The following is a 23057-nucleotide window of genomic DNA, read 5'->3' on the forward strand; positions in this document are numbered from 1 at the left end:
AGTTTTACAACTGTGTTATTTTTTCTGGCAACGCCCAGGAAATCGGTTCTTCCCCTAACGCCAGCAATGCTTGATTGATCTTAGAAAAAGGCTTCGAACCAAAGAATCCTCGATGCGCTGATAACGGACTTGGATGAGGCGCTGTTATAATAATATGCTTGCTGGTATCTAACAAAGCGGCTTTTTTTTGGGCGGGTTTGCCCCAAAGTACAAAAATGACCGGTTCTTCTCGTTGATTCAATTTTTCGATAATCGTATCTGTCAGCTGCTCCCAGCCACGTCCATGATGTGAATAGGCTTGCCCTTCACGTACCGTCAATACGGTATTCAACAATAAGACCCCTTGTTGCGCCCATGGCACAAGATAGCCATGGGACACAGGTGCAATCCCTAAGTCATCGGCTAATTCCTTGTAAATATTGCGTAAGGAAGGCGGTATTTTGACCCCCGGCTGCACGGAAAACGACAGTCCGTGGGCTTGGTGCGGGCCATGATAAGGATCTTGACCTAAGATGACGACCTTTACGTCATGGTATGGCGTCAGTTTAAGTGCTTCATAAATATGATCCATCGCTGGATGGATCGTTTGCTGGGCATATTCTTGTTTCAAGAAAGCCCGTAGTTGTTGGTAATAGGGTTGCTCAAATGATTCTTGCAATTGTTCTTGCCAATCATTGTCCAATAGTCGTTTCATGGCGAATCTCCTTTGTTTTCTTCTAGGATAACAAATCCCTCTCCTTAGAAACAAGAATTACTCTTCGAAAGAAAAAAAATCCGTGATTTATGGTACACTAATTGTAGAAACGATTAAGAAAGGACGCTGACAATGATCAAATTAATTGCTTCTGATATGGATGGTACGCTTTTAAATGCCAGTATGCAGATTTCAGAAGAAAATATCCAAGCAATCAAATATGCCCAATCCAAAGGAATCGAATTTATGGTCGCAACTGGCCGTAACCGTAAAGAGGCATTGCCGCCGCTGCAAGAAGCCGGGATCGACTGTGCAATGATCACCTTGAATGGGGCCCAAGTCTATGACGAAGCGGGTAATTCATTATTTACTGTGCCGATCAGCCATGAACAAACTCGTTCGTTGATCGACCTACTAAAAGAAAACGACATCTATTTTGAGATCTCAACGAGCAATGGGATCTATTCGGAAAGTCAGACACGTCGGATCGAAAATTTTGCGATCCATACGGCAGAAGCAATGCCCCATCTCACTCATAAGATGGCGATTGCTATGACAGCAGCCCGTTTAGAATTTTTACCGATCAATTATGTCGATGATTTCAGTGAGTTGTTTTCGATCGAAGAATTAGAATTTTTGAAAGTGATCTGCTTCCACCAAGACGGTGCCCGGGTATTGGGTCCTATCACGAAAATCATCGATGGGTACGGCGATCTAGTGGTGACTTCTTCTGGACAAAACAATATTGAGATCAACCACCGAAACGCGCAAAAAGGAATCGCAGTGGCACATGTCGCCAAAGATCGGATGATCTCACTGGCGGAAGTGATGACGATCGGTGACAACTTAAATGACGTAAGTATGCTGCAACTGGCAGGCGTTAGTTTTGCAATGGGAAATGGCGAGTTAGAGGTAAAAGAAGCCGCGAAGTATTTGACGGACACCAATATTGAGGCTGGTGTCGGCAAAGCAATCGTTCGGGCAATTGATGAAAATCTTTAAACCACGCAGCTTTTTGGGGATACATGAGGAGGCGTAAGTATGTCAGAATTTTTCATCCAAGATAGGCAACTTAGCAGAGTCACACGAACCATTGTCAAAGATGAAACAGGCAAATCACTATTTTTGATGGTGGGACGTTGGGGAACAAAGGGCGATGCCCTCTCCCTTTACCGTTTAAATGGGCAAATGGTCGCTAGTATCAAACAAATCAGCTTTACTTTTGGTACACGCTTTGAGATCTACAAAGACTTTGAGAAAGTCGGTACACTGCAAAAAATCTTTAACTGGCCAGGTGATTTCTACTATATCCAACAGCTTCACTGGGCAGTCCACGGCGATATCTACAATCATCGCTATGGGATCCATCATTTCAATAAAAAGATTATGGAGATGAACAAAGCGACCTTGTTGACGGGGGATTATTATGTACTGGATGTTGTCGATGACCGGGATGCGCCGGTCTGCATCTGTATTGCGGCCGTCATGGATTACTGGCTGTACAATCGGCACCGCAAAAAAGACCACCCTCTTGAGCTTCGACTAACAAATGGAACCAGCTGAAAAATCAGCTGGTTCTTTTTTGCATATGGTCGTAAAGATGGCCACTGATCTCTCTTTGGGCCACGACTTCAAAGCCGTGCTTTTCATAGAGCCGCTTCGCATGGGGATTTGCTCGGTCAACACTCAAGCCGATCACCTCATAGCCATCTCTAGAAGCAATTTTTGGCAATGCTTCTAATAAGGCTGAGCCGACACCTTTGCCCCGAAATTTCTCAGCCACACAAATGGTATCTAAGTACCATTCATTTGGTAAAGTCTCTTCATCGATAAACAGCTTCATGTCTTTACTCAAACCGTACTGTTCCAGCACTTTATCTAGAGGCTGATCGATCGTCGCCTCTTCTTTGTCTGGGTATCCAAAGGCGACCCCAGCAACTTCCCCGTCGATCTCATTGACTAGTGCACGGCGAAAGCCGTAACGATAATCGGGTTCTAGCATGGCATCTGCCAAGATCTCTAAGGTCTTGGCTTCTCCGATCTCTTTGACAAACGGCAATTCCATGTCCTTTAAAATGACTAAAACGAGTTCAGCCATGACAAAACGATCTTCTTCTTTTGCAAATCTTATCACGTTTTTTCCTCCTTGCTTCTATACATAGAATAACAATTCTTTTAAGAAAAACCAAGTTGAATCAAAAAAATGTCCTACCTGAAGTTCCCTCTATTTATTCATGCAATTCCAAGGGCAAGCCGTCTGGATCTTGGAAAAAAGTCATTTTCTTATTGGTAAAGGTATCAAAACGAATCGGTTCGCACACAATCCCTTTAGCGGCTAACTCCGCTACGACTGCTTCAATATTTTCCACCGCAAATGCCAAATGCCGCAGGCCGGCTGCTTCGGGAAAACTTGGTCGTGTTGGTGGGTTTTCCACCACAAACAGTTCTATTTCTGATTCCCCAAAGCGCAAGTCGATTTTTACATCTTTCTTTTCTGGGCGTGCGTGTTCACGAATCACTTCAAAGCCTAATTTCTCTACATAAAATTCTTTGGTCTGCTGGTAATCACTGGCGATGATCGCCACATGATGCATTTTTGAAAACATTATTGCCACTCCTTTGTATTGGACTCCTCTCTCAGTTTAAAGCCTTTGGCTGCATTTTACTAGAAAAGACTGCCGAAGTTCTCCTCTTTTCATAAATGGTTTCTGTTATACTAGAAAGCGGAAGGTGATGAAAAAATGAAACTACTCTATATTTCAATCTCTGGAAATACCCGTGCATTCGTCAACCGCTTGTTGGCCTATGCAGATCAGCAAGACACACCGAGCACTTGGGAAGCCAAGGAAATTCATGACAATAGTGTCTTTGAACAAGAAGACGAACCTTATGTGGTTTTTGTCCCTACCTATTTAGAAGGTGGAAATGGCGTCGATAACGGCGATCAGGAGATCCTCACAGAAACCATGCGGGAATACATTGACTATGAAAACAACGCCGCTCTTTGCTTGGGCGTGATCGGCAGCGGCAACAAAAACTTTAATTATCAATATTGCTTGACCGCAAAGCAATATGCGGAACAATTTTCGATTCCGTTCTTAGCAGATTTCGAGCTGCGAGGCACGACCCAAGATATTGAACGGATCTATGCTTGTTTAAAAGAAATCGATCCTGCCCACAGCAACACTTAGCTTTAGCCAGCATTCATTAGCCATTAGGAGGACTTTTGCATATGGAACCACAAACGATGGTCATTTTGATCATACTCGCCAGCATTCTCATCTTGACCGCACTAGATATCTGGAATCGATACAAAGTACGCCGTTACGTTCGGCTTGCTTGGGGAAAGCTTCCCCGCCAGCCCCGCTTTGATAAAGAAGCGAGTTTGAAAAAGGCTTGGCTGACTGAGAAGAAGTTTCACGATTTTGATAGTGAGGTCGATGACATCACTTGGTATGACTTGGATGGCTTTTCGTTGTTTGAGTCCATTAATCTGACGTTTTCCAGTGTCGGTTCAGAAGCGTTGTATCAGCAGTTACGCAATTTTCGTTTCAAAACGGACAAACAGCTGACCAAATTGATCGACTTTTTTGCTGCTGACAGTGCCGCACGCGAACAATCCCAATATACGTTTGCTCGTTTAGGAAAACAAGATGATAATTTTTCGAAAGCCTACTTGGCCAATGAAGCGGCGCAATCCATCGGTTCTCTGCCTTTCTTTGTCTTTTTAGGTTTGCTGCCGTTAGTCGGCATCTTGCTGCTCCTGCTGGGGTTTGTCCAAGGCATCCTGTTGACGTTGGTTAGTGTCGTTTTCAATACGATCTATTACTCCATCAAAAAAGCCAAGCTGGAAACAGAACTGAACAGTATGCGTTATTTGGTTCAAACGATTGCCTGTGGCAGTCAGATTGCTAAAATCAACACACCCCTCCAAGATGAGATCAAACAATCCTTGGCACCATTAAAGAAGATTACTCGTTTCGCTTTCTCGTTTCGTGCCAAAAACGGCAGCGAAGGAGACATGTTGTTTGAATACATCAATATCATTTTTATGCTGCCGTTTATTTCCTATCAAACGGTCACCACTACTCTGTCCAAACACCAACAAGCAGCCATCGATCTGTGGAATTTGCTGGGAAAATTGGAAGTCGCAGCTGCCATTTTAAATTTTCGCACGTATATGCCCATCACTTGCCTACCGACCTTCCAAACAAGCGGAGGTGTAGAAGCAACGGGTACGTATCATCCCCTTCTGAGTGAAGCAGTCATGAATGATGTCACTTGGACCCACAATACCCTTGTAACTGGCTCCAATGCCTCAGGCAAATCGACGTATGTCAAAAGTGTCGCCATCAACTGTATTTTGGCACAAACGATCCAGACAGCAGTAGCTGAAACCTTTACGATGGTTCCTGGTCACGTTATTACCTCGATGGCTGTCGAAGATGATTTATTTGAAGGCGACAGCTATTTCGTGGCGGAGATCAAATCCATCAAACGCCTGCTAGATACCGTTGCCACGAAACAGCGCTGCTACTGTTTTGTTGATGAGATTTTAAAAGGAACCAATACGGTGGAACGAATCGCTTCTTCTGCCAGCATCATCCATTGGTTGCGAGCCTACCCATCATTGGCCTTTGTCGCTACTCATGATATTGAGCTGACTGAAATTTTGAAAAATGATTGCCGCAACATTCATTTTTCTGAACAAGTCACGGAAGATGACGGCATCTCCTTTGATTATAAGGTCAAATCCGGTCCTGCCTTGAGCCGCAACGCGATCGCCCTCTTAAAAGTCATGGGCTACCCTGAAACGATCGTTCAAGACGCCTACTACGCCGCCAATGATTTTGATCAAAATCGTAAATGGCAGGAATTATAACTTCACACAAACAAAAGCGCCTTATCCCAGTGTCAGTCACAGGATAAGGCGCTATTTTATGTTTCATTTAGTCAAACAAACCAGTCGTTAAACTGTATTGCTCTCCTTGTAGCACATCATATTGGATCAAACTATAGGCATCATAGATTTCTTGGGCTTCTTGATCCAACGCAAGAGTCGTCTGCCATTGTCCCTCTTGATAATATTGACCCTGTTCAAAAGCCGGCAATTCATCTTGCAAGGCCAACAACAACTGGTAAAACCCGCTGGTTGGTTGATCACTGGCTTCTAATAGGTTCGGTGCAAAATAAAAAGGACTTGTTACTGGTACATCTTCTGGCGCAAAATTCCCTTGTGAATCAACCATCAAAAACTCGGTTTCATGCAGGGCAGCCGTTTCATTTTGATCCTTGATTTCATCGGCATAAATGCCTGGTAAATGATCGCCCCAAAAGACGACCAGCGTTCGCCGATCCAGCTGCTCTAATTCAGCCACAAAGTTTTTCAACGCTGTACTGCTATAAGAGATATCCTGCAGGTAGTTTTCCAAAGAAGCCATATTGCCAGGACCGCTCGCTTGGTAATTCAACGTATCGTATTTGCCAGCATAGGGCATATGGGTCTGCATCGTCACTAAATGGACAAATTGCGGTTGCTGATCGTTTTCCAACAATGCCAGCACTTCTTTGTAGGCCGCCTCATCAGAGATGTAAGGATTATTTTCGATTTTGTCGGTATAGGTCATCGTATCTTGATCGATAAACTGTTCAAACCCCATCACCCCATAGACATCCTTGCGTTTGTACATTGATGTATCGTAAGGATGGATCGCCGTTGCCGTATACCCTGATTGTTCCAAGAAAGAAACCAAGGATGGCAGTTGCGTCAATTTCGGCACCAGCATCGTGTAAGGCGTTGTCATTTGCGGATTCAATAGGCCCATGGCAAAACCAGTCAACGCTTCAAATTCGATGTTTGCCGTACCGCCCCCATAATTTTGCGAAAGCATTTTTCCACTGATGGTTTGATCGGCGACGTGGTAATAGTCTTTCAACGGATCGCCGGTGATCGACAAGCCATTTAAATGGCTCGGGTCGGAAAAGCTCTCACTCATCACATAAACGATATTTGGTGCTTCACTTTCACGGTCTTGGTTTTTCTCCGCCGCCTGTGCATTGTAGGTGTCCGCAATCGCTTGGATCGCTTCTTTTGAATACCCCTCAGGCTTCGTCATGGCATCTACCCGCAAGTTGTACAAAAAACCACCGATAAATCCCGTATTGTAATAGTTCATTTTTTGTGAATAAGGAATCCAAAGTGCGGTCTGATTGTAGGCTTTGCGTAAAAGGTTGTTGCTGTCGTTGAAGTGAGAAACATAGACTAAGCCTAGCGAGCATACGACCAGCACTGCCCCTCGCATCACTTGCAAACGCCGGTTTAATTTGCGGCTGCGATAGATACTCCAGCCGATCGCTCCGATCGCCGCCAGAGCGAAGAGGATGGCTAAGAAAAAGGCGCCATTGCCGATCATAGTTCGTAGAAGGTCGAATTGAGTGACCATCTTTAAATCATCGGGATAGATTGGTTCTTGGCGATAGACCATCTTCGTGTGGTTGGCATATCCTAAGATTCCGATGACGACACTATAAAAGATGCCCCCGATCAGTACCGAACCTGCCAAGCTGGCAAACACCCCATACACCAGCAGTAACACCCCACAAGCCAAGAAAAACTTTGCTGTATGCCACGAAAAGGCAAATTTCAAGGCTAATTCAACGGAAAGATTGTTTTGACACCATTGCAAATATAAATTACTGAAAATGATCAACAGGACGATGGCGATGCCTTTTAATGCGATCTTCAGATAAGGATGGCTATTTATTTTCACGAAGGAACATTCCTCCTTTTCTACACGTTCTAGGTACCCCCGTATTTTATGCTTTCAGGACAAGAAAGTAAAGCCAGGGCAAGAAGCTTTTGTTATTTTTAAAGAAAGCAACCCTCATATAAAAAGAGTCTAAGGTTTCTTGCCCCCTAGACTCTTCTTTCTATCTGAATGGAACGGAATCACTGGTTTCGTTTATTTCCAAAAATCGTCAAAAATCGTGACGGGCAAGTGGCGTTTGTGTTGCGTTTTGTTCCACCAGTTTTCAATGGTTTGTTGGGCTTCAGCCGCAATTTCCTTGCCTTCTAAATAGTCATCGATGTCGTTGTAGGTCACTCCTAAAGCTGCTTCATCTGCCACTAAAGGTTTGCCATCTTCCAAGTCCGCAGTTGGGACTTTTGTATACAACGCTTCTGGCGCACCTAAGTATTGCAAGAGTTGACGGCCTTGGCGTTTGTTCAAACGAAACAGTGGTAAGATATCGGCACCGCCATCGCCGTATTTCGTAAAGAAGCCGGTGATATTTTCCGCAGCGTGATCCGTACCCAGAACAGCCCCTGCTTTTTCACCCGCAATGGCATATTGCGTGATCATCCGTTGACGGGCTTTGATATTGCCTTTATTAAAGTCAGAAACCGCTAAGCCTGCTTCTTCCACCGCTTGCACTTGGGCATCGACGGCGGCTTTGATGTTTACCCGCAGCTCAATATCTGGTTTGATAAATTCAATGGCTTTTTTGGCATCTTCTTCATCTGCTTGTTCCCCATAAGGTAAGCGTACCCCTATGAACTGATAGTTGGGATTCCCGGTTTCACTGCGCATTTCCTCCATCGTCAATTGCGCGATCCGGCCGGCTAATGTCGAATCTTGTCCACCACTGATCCCCAAGACAAACGTATGCAAGAACGGATTCTTTTGCAGATACGCCTTTAAAAAATCAATACTCTTACGAACTTCTTCTTTCGGGTCGATGGTCGGTAAGACTCCTAATTCTTTGATAATTTCTTGTTGCATGGTCATAGAAACGCCTCCTCTTATTTTTTGAAGCAGCTGACTGATCTTAGGACCAGCGCAGTTGCGGATTACAAAATCGCGCCATTGGTCTGTTTGCGTACTTTTTCAATCGTGCGCATTTTATGATCCCAGCATTCTTGCGAGAGATCGACTGGGTATTTCTGTGGATTCAAGTCACGTTTGTACTCATCCCAAAGGGAATCCAAGCAATTCGTCGCATAGGCTTTGACGTGTTCTAAGTCAGGCACTTGGTACACTTGCTGGCCATCTACAAAGATGTCTTGCAACAATGGTCGCGCATCAAAGTTCGTCACTGTTTTGTTGATAAAAGTGTGAACAGGATGGAACATGAACAGTTCGTCTGCAGCTTGGGGATTTTCTTCCCATAGCGTGACATAATCGCCTTCGGACTTGCCGTCCGATTTACGGGTGATCCGCCAGACTTGTTTTTTCCCAGGGGTCGAAACCTTTTCGGCATTGCTGGATAATTTGATGGTGTCGATCATTTCTCCCTGCTCATTTTCGATGGCAACCAGTTTATAAACCGCACCTAATGCCGGTTGATCGTAAGCGGTGATCAGCTTGGTGCCGACACCCCACACATCGATTTTCGCCTTTTGCATTTTCAAGCTTAGAATCGTATTTTCATCTAGATCATTGGAAGCATAGACTTTGGCTTCCGTGAATCCCGCTTCATCCAGCTGTTCACGGACTTTTTTCGAGATATACGCCATATCGCCGCTGTCGATCCGCACACCTAAGAAATTGATTTTATCCCCCATCTCTTTGGCCACACGAATCGCATTTGGCACACCTAAACGCAATGTATCATAGGTATCGACTAAGAATACGCAATCTTTGTGGGTTTGGGCATATGCCATAAATGCATCATAGTCGTTGCCGTAGGATTGCACGAGGGAATGGGCATGGGTTCCGCTGGCTGGGATGCCAAAAATCTTCCCTGCTCGCACATTACTTGTCGCATCCGCTCCGCCAATATAGGCCGCTCGAGTCCCCCAAATGGCTGCATCCAATTCTTGTGCCCGCCGTGAACCAAATTCCAACAAGGGATCCGTGCCGATCACGGATTTGATGCGGGCAGCTTTCGTGGCGATCAAGGTTTGGAAATTGACCATATTTAGTAACGCCGTTTCGATCAGCTGCGCTTGTGCCAACGGCCCTTCTACTTGAATGATCGGTTCATTGTTGAAGACCAAATCGCCTTCTAACGCTGAACGAACGGTACAAGCAAACTTGAACTCTTTTAGATACTCTAAAAAGGCTTCTGGGTAGCCGCCGATTTCTCGCAAGTAGGCAATATCCGTTTCTGAAAAGGATAAATCGTTCAAATAATCGATCAATCGTTCCAGACCGGCAAAGATCGCATAGCCGTTTTCAAAAGGCATGTCACGGAAATAGCATTCAAACACCGCATTACGATCGGCTCTGCCTAACTCCCAATAGGTTTGCATCATGTTGATTTGGTAGAGATCGGTGTGTAGCGTCAAGCTGTCATCTTTAAATAATTTCTGCATGTTCTTACTCCCTCTAGCTTACTTCTTCTCATTATAGCAAAAAAAACACAAAAGACAGAAAATCTTGTTTTTTTCAAAAAAAAGTTGGGTTTTTGCCAGTACAAGACAATCCACCTGAGAACAAATTGCTCAAAGCATGGGTCAACCTCCTACTTATTGCGCATTATTTACGCGCTCGTATAAGGTCGCCCCTTTGTTCAACATTTGATTACTCTTGCAACGTGCATGTCCCAACTTCTTTCAACTAGTGTTCTTTCACAGGCAATTGAACAAGAATGACATCTTTTCTCGGTTTAGAAAAGGTAATGCCTCTTGCTTCCATTTCTTTACGAATATTAACATTGACGGTCACGTCTTTGCGATCGACCTTCAGCAAACGATGAATCGCTGTGTCGACTTCTTCCCGACTGATTTTCTTTTTATTGTTGATCAATACTAAAGAAATCGTATCAAAACTATCCACATAGAGAATCTGCGTCCGATCAAGCGAGTACAATTTATAGTATTTGATCGCTATTTTGTCGAATAGGTACTTGGAGATGTTCGGGTAAAAAGTTTCCATATTTAGATTTTGGTTTACTGGGGTTTCAATCAACTTCATGCACAACATCCTCTCTCGAAACTAATTCTGTTAAAATAAAGCGGCCAACACCACCGTCTTCCGCGCGCTCAATGGTTCGATCACAAACTGCTTTGATCGCTGGGCTGGCATTTGCTACCGCCAAAGAAACATCCACCGCTTCAAACATCGCAAGGTCATTTTCACCATCACCGATCCCGTAGCTTTTGGCAGCGGGAAAAGCTTCTAAAAAACTACGGATCGCCGCACCTTTGGTCGCCAATGGATCAACGATCTCCAGTGTTTGGACAAAGGATTGAAAAATCGCTGCCGTTTCTGATTGGATCATCGCCCGCAGCCGTTCTCTTTTTTCGTCTGACGCTTCCATCAGTTCGATTTTGATGACCTTTATCTCTGGATGTTCCTTCATAAACTGCAACACGTCGTCTTTATGAAGGCATTCGTTGTAGAAGAACTCGTATTTGTAGTCAGCGATGATTTGCCCTCGCTCCCCTAACTCCGCGAGTAACTGCTTGCGGCTTTCTTGAAATTGCGCTTCATACAAATGCGCTTGTGGGGAAATGATGCCATGGTCAGTATGTAAGAAATAAAAAACCTCTTCTGTTTCTAAGATACCAATCACTTGCGCCAAGGTCTTATAGGGCAAGGTATGCGTCAAAACAGGCGCTTCTCCTTTTACCATCAGACCGGCGCCGTTTCCGAAAATCACATCGCAGGAAAGGCCTTCTTCCGCCATCATATCTTGAACAAGCTCAAATCCTCGCCCTGTGACAAACACAAAGTGATCCCCTTGGGCTTGCAAACAACGGATGGCTTCTTTATTGATCTCATGAATCGGGTGCCCCATTTCTTGGAACGTCCCATCAATATCAGAAAAAACTATTTGCATCTTATCTTCCTTTCTTTGTTATAATTATAGCACATTTTAAAAAACGCAAAAAAATTTTCTTGACTTTGTCGTTACGTCAACCTTTAGGATACAGGTGTAAGGAGGGAAAAGCCGATGGAATATACGATCAGTGCCTTAGCCAAACTGTCAGGAGTCAGCAGCCGTACCCTGCGGTATTATGATCAGATCAAGTTGTTACAACCGCAACGCACCAACTCAGCTGGTTACCGTATCTACGGGAGGCAGGAAGTCGATCGCCTACAGCAGATTTTGTATTTTAAGTCTTTTGGGCTGTCATTAGAAACGATCCGCGGGGTCTTGGATGAGCCACAAGCATCGATCCAAACGGTCTTGTTGCAGCATTACCAACAGCTTTTACAAGAACGAGCAGCCCTGGACAGTCTTTTGACCACCTTAGCGCAAACAATTGATTATTATGAAGGAGAAAAGACGATGACCGATCAAGAGAAATTCAGTTATTTTAAGGAACAAAAAATTCGTGAAAACGAAGCGAACTACGGTGCTGAATTACGAGAAGCCTACGGTGAGGAAATCATCGAACAAAGCAACCAAAAGTGGCAGCAGATGACCCAAGTCGATTATCAAGCACTGACCGACAACGAAAACCGCTTATTGCAGCTGATAAAAGAGCTGTTGAATGAAAAGGAAGGGAAACGAATCCCTTCTGACAAAGCCCAAATGGCTTTTGCTGCGCATCAAGCATGGCTCAAACAAGCAGCGCCCTTTTACTCAGCAGAATATCACCGATCTTTAGGGGAAATGTACGTTCAAGACGAGCGTTTTACTGCCTATTACGATCAAAAAGCGGGCGTCGGCAGCGCGCAGCTGTTGAAACAGATCATTGACCATTACACCAAATCCCATTAAAAAAACGATGCGCAAGCACTGCCCGCTCAGGGGCTTTGTTTGCGCATCGTTTCGTCTATGCTATCGTTTGATGAACTCATAGGGCATGCGATAGTTGCCGCTTTTTACCATTATCGCCAATTGGACGGCAGTCTCCCCGCAAGCTTGCAAGTGATGATCGATCGTTGAAAGCTGCAGCAGCTCGCTGATGTATAAATTGTCCCGTCCAATCACAAGCCATTCTCCCGGCGCCTGCGATTGGATCCCAGCAGCAACATGATCCCCATTGGTGAAGATTGCTTCGACCCCTTTATCTGCAAAATAAGCAGCTGCTTCTTTGCCATCTTCTTCCGTCAAACAATCCCAAAAGATCAAGTCTTCGGAAAAGGTCGGAAAATAGTCATGAGCCAAACGGACCGTGATTTTTGAATTGCTGCTTAGCTTGCGGCTACGTCCCAATGTCACGCCGATTTTCTGGATACCTTGTTCCTTAAAATACGTAAAGACTTCTTTAATCGATTCCTCTCGATCGATATAGGTGCAGCCGTCAGTCAAATACGGGATATTCTCACAAAAGACGATGCGACCGTAAGAACGATAAGGCAATAAGGTTTCGATCGGATTCGCCCGCGAGGCAATGATCAAGGCATCAAAGCTTTTCGCCGCAAATTCTTGCAAATACGCTTCCTCTACTTGCGGATCATAGTTCGTGGCTAAAAGCGTCACCTTATAACCCCGAGCAAACGCTGCTGTCGTGATGCCGCTCAACAAGCGATCGAAGTACGGATGATTGACAAATGGCAGAATCACACCAATATTTTTGGTTTTGCCAACACTCAATGCCCGTGCCGTGTAATTCGGAATATAGTTGACCTCTTCCATGACAGCCAGGATCTTACGACGCTTTTCTTCACTGACATACGGATTGTTGTTAATGACTCGTGAAACTGTGGAGACCGAATAACCGGTCAAGCGTGCAATATCCCGAATGTTTGCCATGACTCACTGCTCCTTAAACGAATAATTGTTCTTTCATATAGTCTATCACACTTAACCCACATGTATAAAATTCATAGTAATCATTGTGATGAATAAAACCGATCCGCTGAGACCCGAAGTGTTCATCACATGTCAAATGACTGATCTCATCCACCGGAATTTCTACCAAGCGTTCTTGAAAGAACCCTTTTGGTTTCGTCAATACCAACTGTTGTCCATCAAAAGCCAACGTTACATAACAACATTCCGCACCATTCTTCTTCATGTACGTATTCATTTTTTCATCCCGCCTTCCTTTTCATGAATCAAGCATACTGTATGAAACGCGTCTCAGAGCAAGTCATTTGTTTCACTTTTTAACAAAAACCGATCGACCTTCATGTGAATTACTTCGCATATTTTGCTTTTGTTGGTACAATAAAAAGAGAACAGTGCGAAAGGAAGCGCGATTTTTTTAAGGAGGACCGCAAAGTGACATTAGAAGAAGCTTTTTTATTAGACACCTTGCGATGCCGCTTCAAATTTTTAAGAGAAGAACGCGGATTGAGCCCAAAAGAAGTATGCCAGCATCTCGATGTGCCTTACCCCGATTACACCTTATACGAAGCAGGCGATCGCTTACCCGATGTATTGACGCTGCTACACGCAGCTTCCCTCTATAATGTCTCTGTCGATTACTTACTAGGACAGACAGAACGACCAGAACGGTATTTATGCTAACAATCGACTTTATCGAAAAAACGATCAAACGGTCGTTTTTTCTTTTGTCTCTTTCCCACTTTTAATCAATTAGCAACAATCGTTATCTAATCGAATGAAAAAATCAAAACATGCGGTTCTTCTTGAAAAAAAATGATAGAATAAACCATCATACATAGAAGGAGTTCAAATAAACATGACCTATGCACTAGAACTAACCGATTTACGCAAAGTCTATGCTACCGGCGTTGAAGCGTTGCGGGGCATAAATTTGACGGTGGAAGAAGGCGACTTTTATGCCTTGTTAGGCCCAAACGGCGCTGGAAAGTCCACCACCATCGGCATTATCACCTCTCTTGTCAATAAATCTTCCGGAAGCGTCAAAGTCTTCGGCTACGATTTAGACAAAGAATTGGTCCAAGTCAAACAACAGATTGGTCTGGTTCCCCAAGAATTCAATTTCAATCCCTTTGAAACGGTCCAGCAGATCGTGGTCAATCAAGCCGGGTATTATGGTGTCCCCCGTAACGAAGCCATCAAGCGCAGCGAAAAATACTTGAAGCAGTCGAATTTGTGGGAAAAACGCAATGTTCGTGCGCGGATGCTGTCGGGCGGGATGAAACGCCGTTTGATGATTGCCCGTGCCCTGATGCATGAACCACGGCTATTGATTTTGGATGAACCGACGGCAGGTGTCGATATCGAATTGCGTCGGGAAATGTGGAGCTTTTTGCGGGAGCTGAACCAAAATGGCACAACGATCATTTTGACGACCCATTATTTAGAAGAGGCGGAAATGCTTTGCCGCAACATCGGGATCATTCAATCTGGTGAACTGATCGAAAACACCAGTATGAAATCTTTGTTAGCAAAACTGCAATTTGAAACCTTTCTTTTTGATATCGCACCGATCAAACAAGCCCCAACGATCACTGGATATCCGATCCAAATGGAAGATGAACAGACCATCGCCGTTGAAGTCGCTCGAGACCAAGGCGTCAACGATCTTTTTGCTCAATTCAGCCAGCAAGGGATCAATGTCCTCTCCATGCGCAACAAATCCAATCGCTTGGAAGAACTATTTTTGAAAATCACCGAAGAAGCACACGAAGCGGAGGAAAACCATGTTTAGTCTTTATTTTACAGCCTTAAAAAGTTTAGCGGTCAAAGAGACCAACCGCTATTTACGGATTTGGGTGCAGACCCTCGTCCCACCCGTCATCACTACTTCCTTATACTTTATTATCTTTGGGAAAATGATCGGCAGCCGTATCGGCGAAATGGGCGGCTTTTCTTATATGGAATTTATCGTTCCTGGGCTGATCATGATGTCGACGATCACCAGTTCATACTCTAATGTGTCTTCTTCCTTCTTTTCACAGAAGTTTCAAAAAAACATTGAGGAACTCTTAGTGGCGCCGGTTCCTACCCACGTCATCATTTGGGGCTTTGTCTTTGGCGGACTTGGCCGTAGTATCTTGGTGGGCACATTGGTGACCATCATTTCCCTTTTCTTCGTGCCATTACATGTGTATTCTTGGGTCATCGTTGTCTTAACCCTAGTCATGACCGCCATCTTATTTTCATTAGCAGGGTTGCTAAATGGGATCTTCGCCCAATCCTTTGACGATGTTTCCATCGTGCCAACCTTTGTTTTACAACCATTGACCTATCTTGGAGGCGTCTTTTACTCCATCAGCATGCTACCGCCGATTTGGCAAACGATCTCCAAAGTCAACCCGATCGTGTATATGATCTCTGGTTTCCGCTACGGCTTTTTAGGCACCATCGATGTCCCAATTTTCCTATCCATCGGTATTTTGGTCTTGTTCATTGTTGTCTTATACAGCGTATGCTGGTACTTGATCCAAAAAGGCCGCGGGCTGCGTAGTTAATTGCAAAGAAAAAAGATGAACTTCGTTAACGAAGCTCATCTTTTTTCTTTTATTAGGCATTCAAAACGACTTTTTCCAGTAATGCACCGGCTTGGTGTCTGCCTTCTAAATCAGTACTTCCAGAAAATTGCTGCACGCGATCCATGTTGGTGATCAAAACGATCACCATGGTTTCTTTGCCTTGCTGCTTGATATAAGGCAGATCCATTTGTGCCAGTTTGGTTTGCGGAGTGACTTGCTCCCCAGCTTGAACAAAGACATCAAAGCCTTGACCGCCAAGGGAAACTGTATCGATCCCCATATGCACAAGAACTTCAACGCCGTTTTGGGTTTTGATCCCAACGGCATGTTTTGAAGGGAACACAGTGGTGACTTCGCCACTGACTGGTGCAAAGATTTGGCCATCTTGGGACTCGATGGCATAGCCTTCTCCCATCATTTTCGTTGAAAAAACTTCATCTGGTACATCTTCTAATGGGACGTATTCACCATGGGTCACGGCATGCAGATCCACTTCGTTGGTGTAACGATCGCCTTCTGCTGCTTGATTTGGTACCAAGAACCAGCTCATGGCAAAAGATAAGCCGATCGCCAAGATGATCCCTAAAACGGCATAGATAAAGTATTCCCCGATATAGGCTGGCAAACTAAAGATACTTGAAAGAATGTACCCATAAATACGAACACCGAAGAAACTGATGAAGGCAGAAGCCACAGAACTACCAACTGTTGCTGCGATAAAGGCTTTTTTATACTTCGACAAAATCCCGAATAACGCAGGTTCTGTGATCCCTAACAAGCCAGAAACAGCCGACGATAGAATGATCGATTTTTCTTCTTTGGTTTTGACTTTGAAATAAATAGCTGCTGTTGCGCCGGTGATTGCCATATTTGCCATAAACATCATTGGCATCAGCATATCATATCCTTGATTGGCAAAGTTTTGCAAAGCGATCGGGGTCATGGCATGATGCAGTCCCGTGAAGATTGCGATTGGTCGAATCGCCCCTACCACGATTCCTGCTAAGACAGGCGAGATAGTGAATAACCCAGCCACGCCAGCAGCCAATAAGTTTCCTAGATGGATACTGATTGGTCCAATGACCGTTAATGTCAAGATACCAGCGACAAACAACGAAATCGTCGGTGTAAACACGGTACGCAGCACTTGTGGTAAGAGTTTATCGACCCAACGATAAATATAACTGAGCGCCAGCACGGCAAAGATAATGGGAATCACTGTCCCTGCATAGTTAAAGACGGGTACTGGCAGTACGCCGAACAAGCGAAAGGCGGAAATGCTTCCTTCGGCTACCGCATTGGTCATCGTCGGAAATTGCAGCGTTGCCGCGATTGCGATCGCTAAATATTGATTGGTTTTAAAAATCCGAGCGGCTGAGGCAGCAACAAAAAATGGCAAGAATGTGAATACGCCGCTCGCGATCATGTCGATCACTAAATAGGTATCTGTTTGATTAGAGATGACATTCAATGCCACCAATCCAGCCATCAATCCTTTGATCATTCCTGCACCAGCGATAGCTGGAACGATCGGACCAAAAACGCCAGAAACGGTATCCATAAATAAGGAAACGGCCCCTTTTTTCTCTGATGTTTCCCCTTGGTTCGCTTCATCAAGACCTAATTCTTTGGCTAAAGGTGCATAATAATCAGCAACATCCGTTCCTATCACTACTTGCAGCTGATTGCTTTGATATTTTGTTCCTACGACTTTGGGTGTTTTTTCTAACGCCGCATAGTCGACTTTTTTCTCATCCTTTAAATCAAAACGCAAGCGAGTCATACAGTGCCACGCATTGTTGATATTGTCTGATCCGCCAACATCTTTAATGATCTGTTTTACGATGTCTTCTTTGGTCATCTTTTTTTCCCCCTGTTGTTTGCTAACGGTCCTGATCCTTTTGACGGGCGCCCTTTCAGGTGTTTCCGTTTTCACACACATAGTAGCATGCTCACACAGACTTGTAAAACCAGTCCTTTTTTTATAAAAACAGAATAAAAACGCTATATATCAACGTTTTATTATAAAACAAACAAAAATTGGACTGGTTTTATGGTGTATATCCAGTTTTTATTAGACCAAATTGACAGCGGTTGCCAAGCATGTTTCAATGGCTATAGCAACTAGAGACAAAAATTGGAGTGAATGAAATGACACCAACGATCATCACCGACGTCCAAGCCTTTGCGATCAAACCTGATCGTCATAACCTTGTTGTCGTTAAAGTAGAAACGAACAAAGGCGTATCTGGCTTAGGCTGCGCAACCTTCCAGTTTCGCCCACTAGCCGTAAAAACCGTCGTTGACGAGTATTTACGCCCCCTCTTACTTGGCCGCGATGCCAATCAAATCGAAGATCTTTGGCAAGTGATGAATGTCAATTCTTACTGGCGGAATGGTCCGATCACCAACAATGCCATCTCAGGAGTCGACATGGCTTTATGGGACATCAAGGGACAATTAGCCGATATGCCATTGTATCAACTGTTAGGTGGAAAAGCGCGTACGGCGATTCCCGCCTATACTCATGCCGTGGCAGATAATCTCGAAGACCTTTACCAAGAAATCGATCGCTTCTTGGCTGAGGGGTATCGTTATATCCGTTGCCAATTAGGCTTTTATGGTGGAAATCCTAGCCAACTGCAAACACCCGATCAGCCCATCGCTGGTTCCTATTTTGATCAAACAGACTACATGGACACAACACTGAAAATGTTTGCTGCGATCCAAGAACGATACGGCAATCAATTCCAAATGCTGCACGACGTGCATGAACGGCTGCATCCAAACCAAGCGATTCAATTTGCAAAAGCCGCTGAACCTTTTAATCTCTTTTTCCTAGAAGATATTTTGCCGCCGGATCAAAACAAGTGGTTGCAGCAACTCCGCAGCCAGTCGGCGACCCCGATCGCGACCGGCGAATTGTTCAATAATCCGATGGAATGGCAAGAGCTAGTCAAAAATCAACAGATCGACTTTATGCGTGCCCATGTCTCGCAAATCGGTGGGATCACGCCAGCATTGAAATTGGCTCACTTCTGCGATGCGATGGGCATTCGGATCGCTTGGCACACGCCGTCTGATATCAGCCCTGTCGGCTTAGCCGTCAACACCCATCTAAATATCCATCTCCACAATGCCGCGATCCAAGAAACGATTGCGATCCCAGCAAATACCCAGTCGGTCTTTGGTGGCAGTCCGCAACCTGAAAACGGCTATTTTTATCCCATCGAGAAAAGTGGGATCGGAATCACGTTCGATGAAGCAGCAGCTGCGGAATTTCCCGTGGTTTACCGTCCTCATGAATGGACCCAGAGCCGTACACCAGACGGTACTTTGATCACTCCTTAAACACAACAAAAGACATCCCCTGTCCAACCGACAGGGGATGTCTTTTGTTCTCTCTGGGTAAAGACGACGCAACTGGCACCGTTGCTTTCCCAAAATCAATCGATGCGTGAGCGATGGATCTCACGGTCAAAGGGACGGATGTAGGTCACGGCATAATCAATGGCAACGATATTGCTGAACTCATACACGCGGCCGTCTTCTAAAATCGCCCGATTGCTGATCTGCATTGCTGGCGTCCCCCGCTTGCACAATAAAATGCCGGATTGCGCGGTCGATGTGGTGATGGGAGTATAGCTGGTGATGTAGTGGGAAATGCGGTATCCGCAGCTTTCGACATAGCGTTGGATCGAGTGCTCCACGATTTCTTGTGTCAATTCGGGAAATAGGCTGACGGGCAATTTAGAAGTCTCCAGCTGTTCGATTTTGTAATTAACGATCCGCACTCGTTCAAAGGTCCAGACTTCCTCGTCTGGGCCTATTTGGAAAATCTGCTGTTCATCCAACGTTGCTGCCGCCCTATTCAAGGAAATCATTTTGGAACGGATTCGGTCATAAGGGGTGCGGGTCAAGGAATTAAAGATCATTGGGTTTTTGACCCATTTTTCATGGATAAAAATCCCTGAGCCTTGAACCACTTTGACGATCCCGATCTCTTCAAGGTTTTTGATTGCTTGCTGGATCGTAAACCGAGAAACACCATAGGTTTGCGCAAGGGTTCTTTGGTTGGGTAGTTTGCCGGCAGAAAATTCTTCCTGATAGATTTTACTCAACAGATCTTGTACGATAAATTCACGTTTTTTCATAACGGCTCCTTCATTTGAGCGGGAGCGATCTCGCTCATGGACCAACTGCAAGCCTTCATATCGATACGACCACTGGCTTTGAAGACCACCCCTTCATCGACGAGTGCTGCTTTTCGCCCATTGGCGGTAGGACCAACTAAGACGCCATCTGCCCGCACGACTCGATGGGCAGGGACATCCTGAGGGCTCAAGCGCATCGCTCGACCGACTGCCCGCGCACCGTTGATTTGTCCCAATTTCCATGCGATCTGACTATAGGAGACGACTTTACCAAAAGGGATCTGCCGCGCCAGCGCATAGACTTCTTCATAGAATGGATTCATACTGTTCGCTCCTTCTTTGATCTTTCTATCATAGTACTGGATTCCCTACCAATAGTAAATGAACAGACGCAACTTTAGCAATAGCCGTACAAAAACTCGATCCCTTCTCTAGTAAACCAAGAACGAATCGAGTAGTCATTAGTTTGGAAAATCAAAGTAGGTTTTCGCATTGTGATAAGAGATATCTGCGACGATCTGTCCTAAATATATTTCATCTGCTGGCAGTTGACCGTCTTCCACCCATTCACTGATCACCTGACACAAAATCCGCCGGAAATACTCGTGGCGTGGATAAGACAAAAAGCTGCGGGAATCCGTCAGCATGCCGACGAAGTTTCCGAGAATTCCACCTTCTGCTAGGGTCGTCAACTGATGCCGCATGCCAGAATACGTATCATTGAACCACCAAGCAGAGCCTAATTGCAGCTTGCCTTTGCTTTCTTCTTGGAACGCCCCCATCAGCGCAGTCAACACTGGATAATCTTTGGAGTTCAGTGAATACAAAATCGTCTTCGGCAGTAAGCTTTCCGCCTGAAGCTGCGCCAATGTCCGACTTAAGCCCCTCGCTAGACGATCGTCTCCCATCGCATCACCACCGCTATCAGGCCCTAGTTGTTGGAAAAGCTTTTGACTGTTGTTGCGAGTCGCCATCAGATGCAATTGCGCGGTCCAGCCTTGCTTTGCGTATTGGCGCATCAAGTCAATCAGCAAGCCAGTCTGAAACTGTCTGATTTCTTCATTAGTCAGTGTCTCAGTGGTCAAACGCTTTTGAAAAATCGCTTCAAGTGCAGCGACATCATAAGCTTCCTCTCCAAGACGTGACAGACTGTGATCTGCTAAACGACAGCCCTGTTGCTGGAAGTAAGAAATACGTACGGTCAATGCTTCAACTAGCGTTTGATAGCTAGTGATCTCTTTGCTCGCAGCTATAGCCAATTTCTTAAGGTATGCTGGAAATTCTGGATTCTGCAGATTGATTGCTTTGTCAGGACGAAAGGTAGGATACACGGCAAAGGATTCTTCTGCCAGCTTTTGATGATACGTCAACGAATCAATGGGATCATCCGTCGTACAGATCACCTCAACAGCCATCTTTTTGATCAGCCCTCGTGGTGAAAATTCCTTCGTTTGCAGCTGTTGATTGGCTTTTTCCCAAATGCTTGCTGCATTGGCTAGTGTCAACCGTTCATCAATACCAAAGATTCGCTTCAATTCCAAATTGGTCCAGACATATAATGGATTGCCAATGCAAGCCTCCAAGGTCTGCGCCCAAGCACAGAATTTTTCGTAGTCGTCAGCATCGCCAGTGATCAAAGATTCTGCAACACCATTGGCTCGCATCAAGCGCCATTTGTAATGGTCTTCCGCCAGCCACGCTTGGGTCAGATTGGTGAAGTTTTGGTTTTCGAAAATCTCTTTCGGATCTAAATGGCAATGGTAATCAATGATCGGCTGCTTTTTTGCATACTCATGGTATAACTGTTTGGCAAAGCTGTTTTTCAAAATAAAATCATCAGTTAAAAACATTTCTTCGCTCCTTTTCTTAACGCCCCACGCTCTTGTCGATGGCTTCCCACAACCCTAATAAGTAAGAAGCGCCGATCGCCCGATCATACAAGCCATAGCCTGGACGTCCCGTCTCTCCCCAGATCATTCGCCCATGATCTGGTCGGATATAGCCGTCAAAGCCATTTTTGTACATCGCTTCTAGGATTTGATACATGTCTAACGAACCTTCAGAGGAGAGATGCGGTGCTTCATAAAAGTCTTTGTCATTACCCAAGTATTGAATGTTACGAACATGAGCAAAAGGAATCCGGTCCCGGCGACAAAACTCAGCCAAAATCTCATAGACATTATTGGCTGGGTCTTCGGCGATACTGCCAGTACAAAGTGTGATCCCATTTGACGGACTGTCGACCACGTTGCAGACCCAATCCAAATCATCGCGGTTTTTAACGATACGCGGCAGACCAAAAATCGAATAGGGAGGATCATCTGGATGAACAGCCATCTTGATGCCGACCTCTTCACAGGTGGGAATGATGGCTTTTAGGAAGTAAGCAAAGTTTTCTCTTAATTTGTCATCATCGACATCCTTATACGCAGCAAACAATTCTTTGACATGTGCCAAACGTTCTGGTTCCCAGCCTGGCAAGGTATAGCCAGAGCTTGACTCCTCAACTTCTTTGACGATCTCTTCTGGGTCTTTGTCGATTCCTGCTTTTTCAAATGCCATCGTAGAAGAACCGTCGGCTAAGCGATAATCAAGATCCGTTTTGATCCAATCGAAAATCGGCATAAAATTATAGCAGATCACTTCGATCCCATATGCTGCCAAATTTCGAATCGTTTCTTTGTAGTTTTCGATATACAGGTCTCTCGAAGGCAAGCCAATCTTGATGTCATCATGAATATTGACACTTTCGATCACCTTGAGGGAAAGTCCAGCTGCTTCGACTTCTTCCACGAGCGCCTTGATCCGTTCTTTCGGCCAAACTGCCCCAGCAGGCAAATCAAAGAGTGTGCCGACAATGCCTTTCATCCCAGGAATTTGCCGGATATCTGCTAACTTGATTTTATCGTATTCTTTTCCATACCAACGAAATGTCATTTCCAT

General features: G+C 44.9%; 24 protein-coding genes. 9 read left to right on the plus strand and 15 right to left on the minus strand.

Annotation, left to right across the window (positions count from 1 at the left end):
• Nucleotides 1-4: 4 nt before the first annotated feature.
• Nucleotides 5-694: a uracil-DNA glycosylase gene (locus tag ENLAB_RS05085; protein WP_077451940.1), complete on the minus strand. Its 690-nt coding sequence runs from the start codon at nucleotides 692-694 to the stop codon at nucleotides 5-7.
• A gap of 132 nt (nucleotides 695-826) precedes the next feature.
• On the opposite strand from ENLAB_RS05085, the gene ENLAB_RS05090 reads away from it, so the two are divergent.
• Together ENLAB_RS05090 and ENLAB_RS05095 are read left to right on the plus strand one after the other, a co-directional pair.
• Complete coding sequence (locus ENLAB_RS05090) at nucleotides 827-1696, plus strand: Cof-type HAD-IIB family hydrolase (RefSeq protein WP_077451942.1); 870 nt, start codon at nucleotides 827-829, stop codon at nucleotides 1694-1696.
• Between the two features lie 39 nt (nucleotides 1697-1735).
• The gene (locus tag ENLAB_RS05095; RefSeq protein ID WP_077451944.1) at nucleotides 1736-2257 is read left to right on the plus strand and encodes an LURP-one-related/scramblase family protein; all 522 of its coding nucleotides are present in this window, start codon (nucleotides 1736-1738) and stop codon (nucleotides 2255-2257) included.
• Between the two features lie 4 nt (nucleotides 2258-2261).
• Here ENLAB_RS05095 and ENLAB_RS05100 read toward each other — a convergent pair whose 3' ends face one another.
• On the minus strand, nucleotides 2262-2828 hold the full coding sequence (locus tag ENLAB_RS05100) for a GNAT family N-acetyltransferase (protein WP_005234129.1): 567 nt from the start codon (nucleotides 2826-2828) through the stop codon (nucleotides 2262-2264).
• Nucleotides 2829-2922: 94 nt separating this feature from the next.
• On the minus strand, nucleotides 2923-3300 hold the full coding sequence (gene gloA2 / locus ENLAB_RS05105; protein WP_086291839.1) for an SMU1112c/YaeR family gloxylase I-like metalloprotein: 378 nt from the start codon (nucleotides 3298-3300) through the stop codon (nucleotides 2923-2925).
• A gap of 135 nt (nucleotides 3301-3435) precedes the next feature.
• Between gloA2 and nrdI the strand changes: the two genes are divergently transcribed.
• Both nrdI and ENLAB_RS05115 read left to right on the plus strand, forming a co-directional pair.
• Nucleotides 3436-3885: a class Ib ribonucleoside-diphosphate reductase assembly flavoprotein NrdI gene (gene nrdI, locus ENLAB_RS05110; RefSeq protein ID WP_005228511.1), complete on the plus strand. Its 450-nt coding sequence runs from the start codon at nucleotides 3436-3438 to the stop codon at nucleotides 3883-3885.
• 41 nt (nucleotides 3886-3926) lie between these two features.
• Nucleotides 3927-5576: a MutS-related protein gene (locus tag ENLAB_RS05115; protein WP_244352918.1), complete on the plus strand. Its 1650-nt coding sequence runs from the start codon at nucleotides 3927-3929 to the stop codon at nucleotides 5574-5576.
• 67 nt (nucleotides 5577-5643) lie between these two features.
• On the opposite strand, the gene ENLAB_RS05120 is transcribed toward ENLAB_RS05115, so the two are convergent.
• From ENLAB_RS05120 to ENLAB_RS05140, 5 genes are all read right to left on the minus strand, one after another.
• Nucleotides 5644-7464 (minus strand): LTA synthase family protein, encoded by a 1821-nt coding sequence (locus tag ENLAB_RS05120; protein ID WP_244352920.1) that lies wholly within the window; start codon nucleotides 7462-7464, stop codon nucleotides 5644-5646.
• A gap of 192 nt (nucleotides 7465-7656) precedes the next feature.
• Nucleotides 7657-8481: an NAD(+) synthase gene (gene nadE, locus ENLAB_RS05125; protein WP_077451952.1), complete on the minus strand. Its 825-nt coding sequence runs from the start codon at nucleotides 8479-8481 to the stop codon at nucleotides 7657-7659.
• Between the two features lie 62 nt (nucleotides 8482-8543).
• Nucleotides 8544-10010, minus strand: a complete 1467-nt coding sequence (locus ENLAB_RS05130; protein WP_005234120.1) for a nicotinate phosphoribosyltransferase — start codon at nucleotides 10008-10010, stop codon at nucleotides 8544-8546.
• A gap of 244 nt (nucleotides 10011-10254) precedes the next feature.
• A complete protein-coding gene (locus ENLAB_RS05135; RefSeq protein ID WP_077451954.1) occupies nucleotides 10255-10611 on the minus strand; it encodes a DUF1827 family protein in 357 nt (118 codons plus the stop codon).
• Nucleotides 10598-11479: an HAD-IIB family hydrolase gene (locus ENLAB_RS05140; protein ID WP_086291835.1), complete on the minus strand. Its 882-nt coding sequence runs from the start codon at nucleotides 11477-11479 to the stop codon at nucleotides 10598-10600. The genes ENLAB_RS05135 and ENLAB_RS05140 overlap by 14 nt, the downstream gene beginning before the upstream one ends.
• Before the next feature lie 114 nt (nucleotides 11480-11593).
• On the opposite strand from ENLAB_RS05140, the gene ENLAB_RS05145 reads away from it, so the two are divergent.
• Nucleotides 11594-12367, plus strand: coding sequence for a MerR family transcriptional regulator (locus tag ENLAB_RS05145; RefSeq protein WP_244352933.1), 774 nt, complete (start codon nucleotides 11594-11596; stop codon nucleotides 12365-12367).
• A 60-nt stretch (nucleotides 12368-12427) separates the two neighbouring features.
• Here ENLAB_RS05145 and ENLAB_RS05150 read toward each other — a convergent pair whose 3' ends face one another.
• The gene (locus ENLAB_RS05150) at nucleotides 12428-13345 is read right to left on the minus strand and encodes a LacI family DNA-binding transcriptional regulator (RefSeq protein WP_244352941.1); all 918 of its coding nucleotides are present in this window, start codon (nucleotides 13343-13345) and stop codon (nucleotides 12428-12430) included.
• 13 nt (nucleotides 13346-13358) lie between these two features.
• The gene (locus ENLAB_RS05155; RefSeq protein ID WP_005228502.1) at nucleotides 13359-13622 is read right to left on the minus strand and encodes a hypothetical protein; all 264 of its coding nucleotides are present in this window, start codon (nucleotides 13620-13622) and stop codon (nucleotides 13359-13361) included.
• 194 nt (nucleotides 13623-13816) lie between these two features.
• Between ENLAB_RS05155 and ENLAB_RS05160 the strand changes: the two genes are divergently transcribed.
• The 3 genes from ENLAB_RS05160 (at nucleotide 13817) to ENLAB_RS05170 (ending at nucleotide 15939) form a co-directional block, all read left to right on the plus strand.
• The gene (locus ENLAB_RS05160) at nucleotides 13817-14065 is read left to right on the plus strand and encodes a helix-turn-helix domain-containing protein (protein ID WP_077451962.1); all 249 of its coding nucleotides are present in this window, start codon (nucleotides 13817-13819) and stop codon (nucleotides 14063-14065) included.
• A 175-nt stretch (nucleotides 14066-14240) separates the two neighbouring features.
• A complete protein-coding gene (locus ENLAB_RS05165) occupies nucleotides 14241-15176 on the plus strand; it encodes an ABC transporter ATP-binding protein (protein WP_005234114.1) in 936 nt (311 codons plus the stop codon).
• Nucleotides 15169-15939, plus strand: coding sequence for an ABC transporter permease (locus ENLAB_RS05170; protein WP_005228499.1), 771 nt, complete (start codon nucleotides 15169-15171; stop codon nucleotides 15937-15939). The genes ENLAB_RS05165 and ENLAB_RS05170 overlap by 8 nt, the downstream gene beginning before the upstream one ends.
• A gap of 52 nt (nucleotides 15940-15991) precedes the next feature.
• Here ENLAB_RS05170 and ENLAB_RS05175 read toward each other — a convergent pair whose 3' ends face one another.
• Nucleotides 15992-17821 carry a glucose PTS transporter subunit IIA gene (locus ENLAB_RS05175; protein WP_086291832.1) on the minus strand — a complete coding sequence of 610 codons (1830 nt, stop codon included), beginning with the start codon at nucleotides 17819-17821 and terminating at the stop codon, nucleotides 15992-15994.
• Nucleotides 17822-18111: 290 nt separating this feature from the next.
• Between ENLAB_RS05175 and ENLAB_RS05180 the strand changes: the two genes are divergently transcribed.
• The gene (locus ENLAB_RS05180) at nucleotides 18112-19311 is read left to right on the plus strand and encodes an enolase C-terminal domain-like protein (RefSeq protein ID WP_244352943.1); all 1200 of its coding nucleotides are present in this window, start codon (nucleotides 18112-18114) and stop codon (nucleotides 19309-19311) included.
• A 95-nt stretch (nucleotides 19312-19406) separates the two neighbouring features.
• Here ENLAB_RS05180 and ENLAB_RS05185 read toward each other — a convergent pair whose 3' ends face one another.
• The 4 genes from ENLAB_RS05185 to uxuA all read right to left on the minus strand — a co-directional run bounded on the left by ENLAB_RS05185 (nucleotide 19407) and on the right by uxuA (nucleotide 23057).
• Nucleotides 19407-20114 carry a GntR family transcriptional regulator gene (locus ENLAB_RS05185; protein WP_077451974.1) on the minus strand — a complete coding sequence of 236 codons (708 nt, stop codon included), beginning with the start codon at nucleotides 20112-20114 and terminating at the stop codon, nucleotides 19407-19409.
• The gene (locus tag ENLAB_RS05190) at nucleotides 20111-20437 is read right to left on the minus strand and encodes an MGMT family protein (RefSeq protein WP_010749905.1); all 327 of its coding nucleotides are present in this window, start codon (nucleotides 20435-20437) and stop codon (nucleotides 20111-20113) included. Before ENLAB_RS05190 ends, ENLAB_RS05185 begins: the two co-directional genes overlap by 4 nt.
• Nucleotides 20438-20575: 138 nt before the next feature.
• Entirely contained in the window at nucleotides 20576-21964 is a 1389-nt protein-coding gene (gene uxaC / locus ENLAB_RS05195; protein WP_244352945.1) for a glucuronate isomerase, read from the minus strand.
• A gap of 16 nt (nucleotides 21965-21980) precedes the next feature.
• Nucleotides 21981-23057, minus strand: a complete 1077-nt coding sequence (gene uxuA / locus ENLAB_RS05200) for a mannonate dehydratase (RefSeq protein WP_010749907.1) — start codon at nucleotides 23055-23057, stop codon at nucleotides 21981-21983.

This window comes from Enterococcus innesii (assembly GCF_022846515.1).
GTDB lineage: Bacteria > Bacillota > Bacilli > Lactobacillales > Enterococcaceae > Enterococcus_D > Enterococcus_D innesii.

What these genes read in the sequence shown, in the direction of transcription:
- ENLAB_RS05180 (WP_244352943.1), top strand. Translation starts at nt 18,112, where the DNA reads ATGACACCAACGATCATCACCGACGTCCAAGCCTTTGCGATCAAACCT.
- ENLAB_RS05145 (WP_244352933.1), top strand. Translation starts at nt 11,594, where the DNA reads ATGGAATATACGATCAGTGCCTTAGCCAAACTGTCAGGAGTCAGCAGC.
- uxaC (WP_244352945.1), bottom strand. Translation starts at nt 21,964, where the DNA reads ATGTTTTTAACTGATGATTTTATTTTGAAAAACAGCTTTGCCAAACAG.
- nrdI (WP_005228511.1), top strand. Translation starts at nt 3,436, where the DNA reads ATGAAACTACTCTATATTTCAATCTCTGGAAATACCCGTGCATTCGTC.
- uxuA (WP_010749907.1), bottom strand. Translation starts at nt 23,057, where the DNA reads ATGGAAATGACATTTCGTTGGTATGGAAAAGAATACGATAAAATCAAG.
- ENLAB_RS05185 (WP_077451974.1), bottom strand. Translation starts at nt 20,114, where the DNA reads ATGAAAAAACGTGAATTTATCGTACAAGATCTGTTGAGTAAAATCTAT.
- ENLAB_RS05150 (WP_244352941.1), bottom strand. Translation starts at nt 13,345, where the DNA reads ATGGCAAACATTCGGGATATTGCACGCTTGACCGGTTATTCGGTCTCC.
- ENLAB_RS05175 (WP_086291832.1), bottom strand. Translation starts at nt 17,821, where the DNA reads ATGACCAAAGAAGACATCGTAAAACAGATCATTAAAGATGTTGGCGGA.
- ENLAB_RS05130 (WP_005234120.1), bottom strand. Translation starts at nt 10,010, where the DNA reads ATGCAGAAATTATTTAAAGATGACAGCTTGACGCTACACACCGATCTC.
- ENLAB_RS05090 (WP_077451942.1), top strand. Translation starts at nt 827, where the DNA reads ATGATCAAATTAATTGCTTCTGATATGGATGGTACGCTTTTAAATGCC.
- ENLAB_RS05115 (WP_244352918.1), top strand. Translation starts at nt 3,927, where the DNA reads ATGGAACCACAAACGATGGTCATTTTGATCATACTCGCCAGCATTCTC.
- ENLAB_RS05140 (WP_086291835.1), bottom strand. Translation starts at nt 11,479, where the DNA reads ATGCAAATAGTTTTTTCTGATATTGATGGGACGTTCCAAGAAATGGGG.
- ENLAB_RS05165 (WP_005234114.1), top strand. Translation starts at nt 14,241, where the DNA reads ATGACCTATGCACTAGAACTAACCGATTTACGCAAAGTCTATGCTACC.
- ENLAB_RS05095 (WP_077451944.1), top strand. Translation starts at nt 1,736, where the DNA reads ATGTCAGAATTTTTCATCCAAGATAGGCAACTTAGCAGAGTCACACGA.
- gloA2 (WP_086291839.1), bottom strand. Translation starts at nt 3,300, where the DNA reads ATGTTTTCAAAAATGCATCATGTGGCGATCATCGCCAGTGATTACCAG.
- ENLAB_RS05085 (WP_077451940.1), bottom strand. Translation starts at nt 694, where the DNA reads ATGAAACGACTATTGGACAATGATTGGCAAGAACAATTGCAAGAATCA.
- ENLAB_RS05170 (WP_005228499.1), top strand. Translation starts at nt 15,169, where the DNA reads ATGTTTAGTCTTTATTTTACAGCCTTAAAAAGTTTAGCGGTCAAAGAG.
- ENLAB_RS05190 (WP_010749905.1), bottom strand. Translation starts at nt 20,437, where the DNA reads ATGAATCCATTCTATGAAGAAGTCTATGCGCTGGCGCGGCAGATCCCT.
- ENLAB_RS05155 (WP_005228502.1), bottom strand. Translation starts at nt 13,622, where the DNA reads ATGAATACGTACATGAAGAAGAATGGTGCGGAATGTTGTTATGTAACG.
- nadE (WP_077451952.1), bottom strand. Translation starts at nt 8,481, where the DNA reads ATGACCATGCAACAAGAAATTATCAAAGAATTAGGAGTCTTACCGACC.
- ENLAB_RS05135 (WP_077451954.1), bottom strand. Translation starts at nt 10,611, where the DNA reads ATGAAGTTGATTGAAACCCCAGTAAACCAAAATCTAAATATGGAAACT.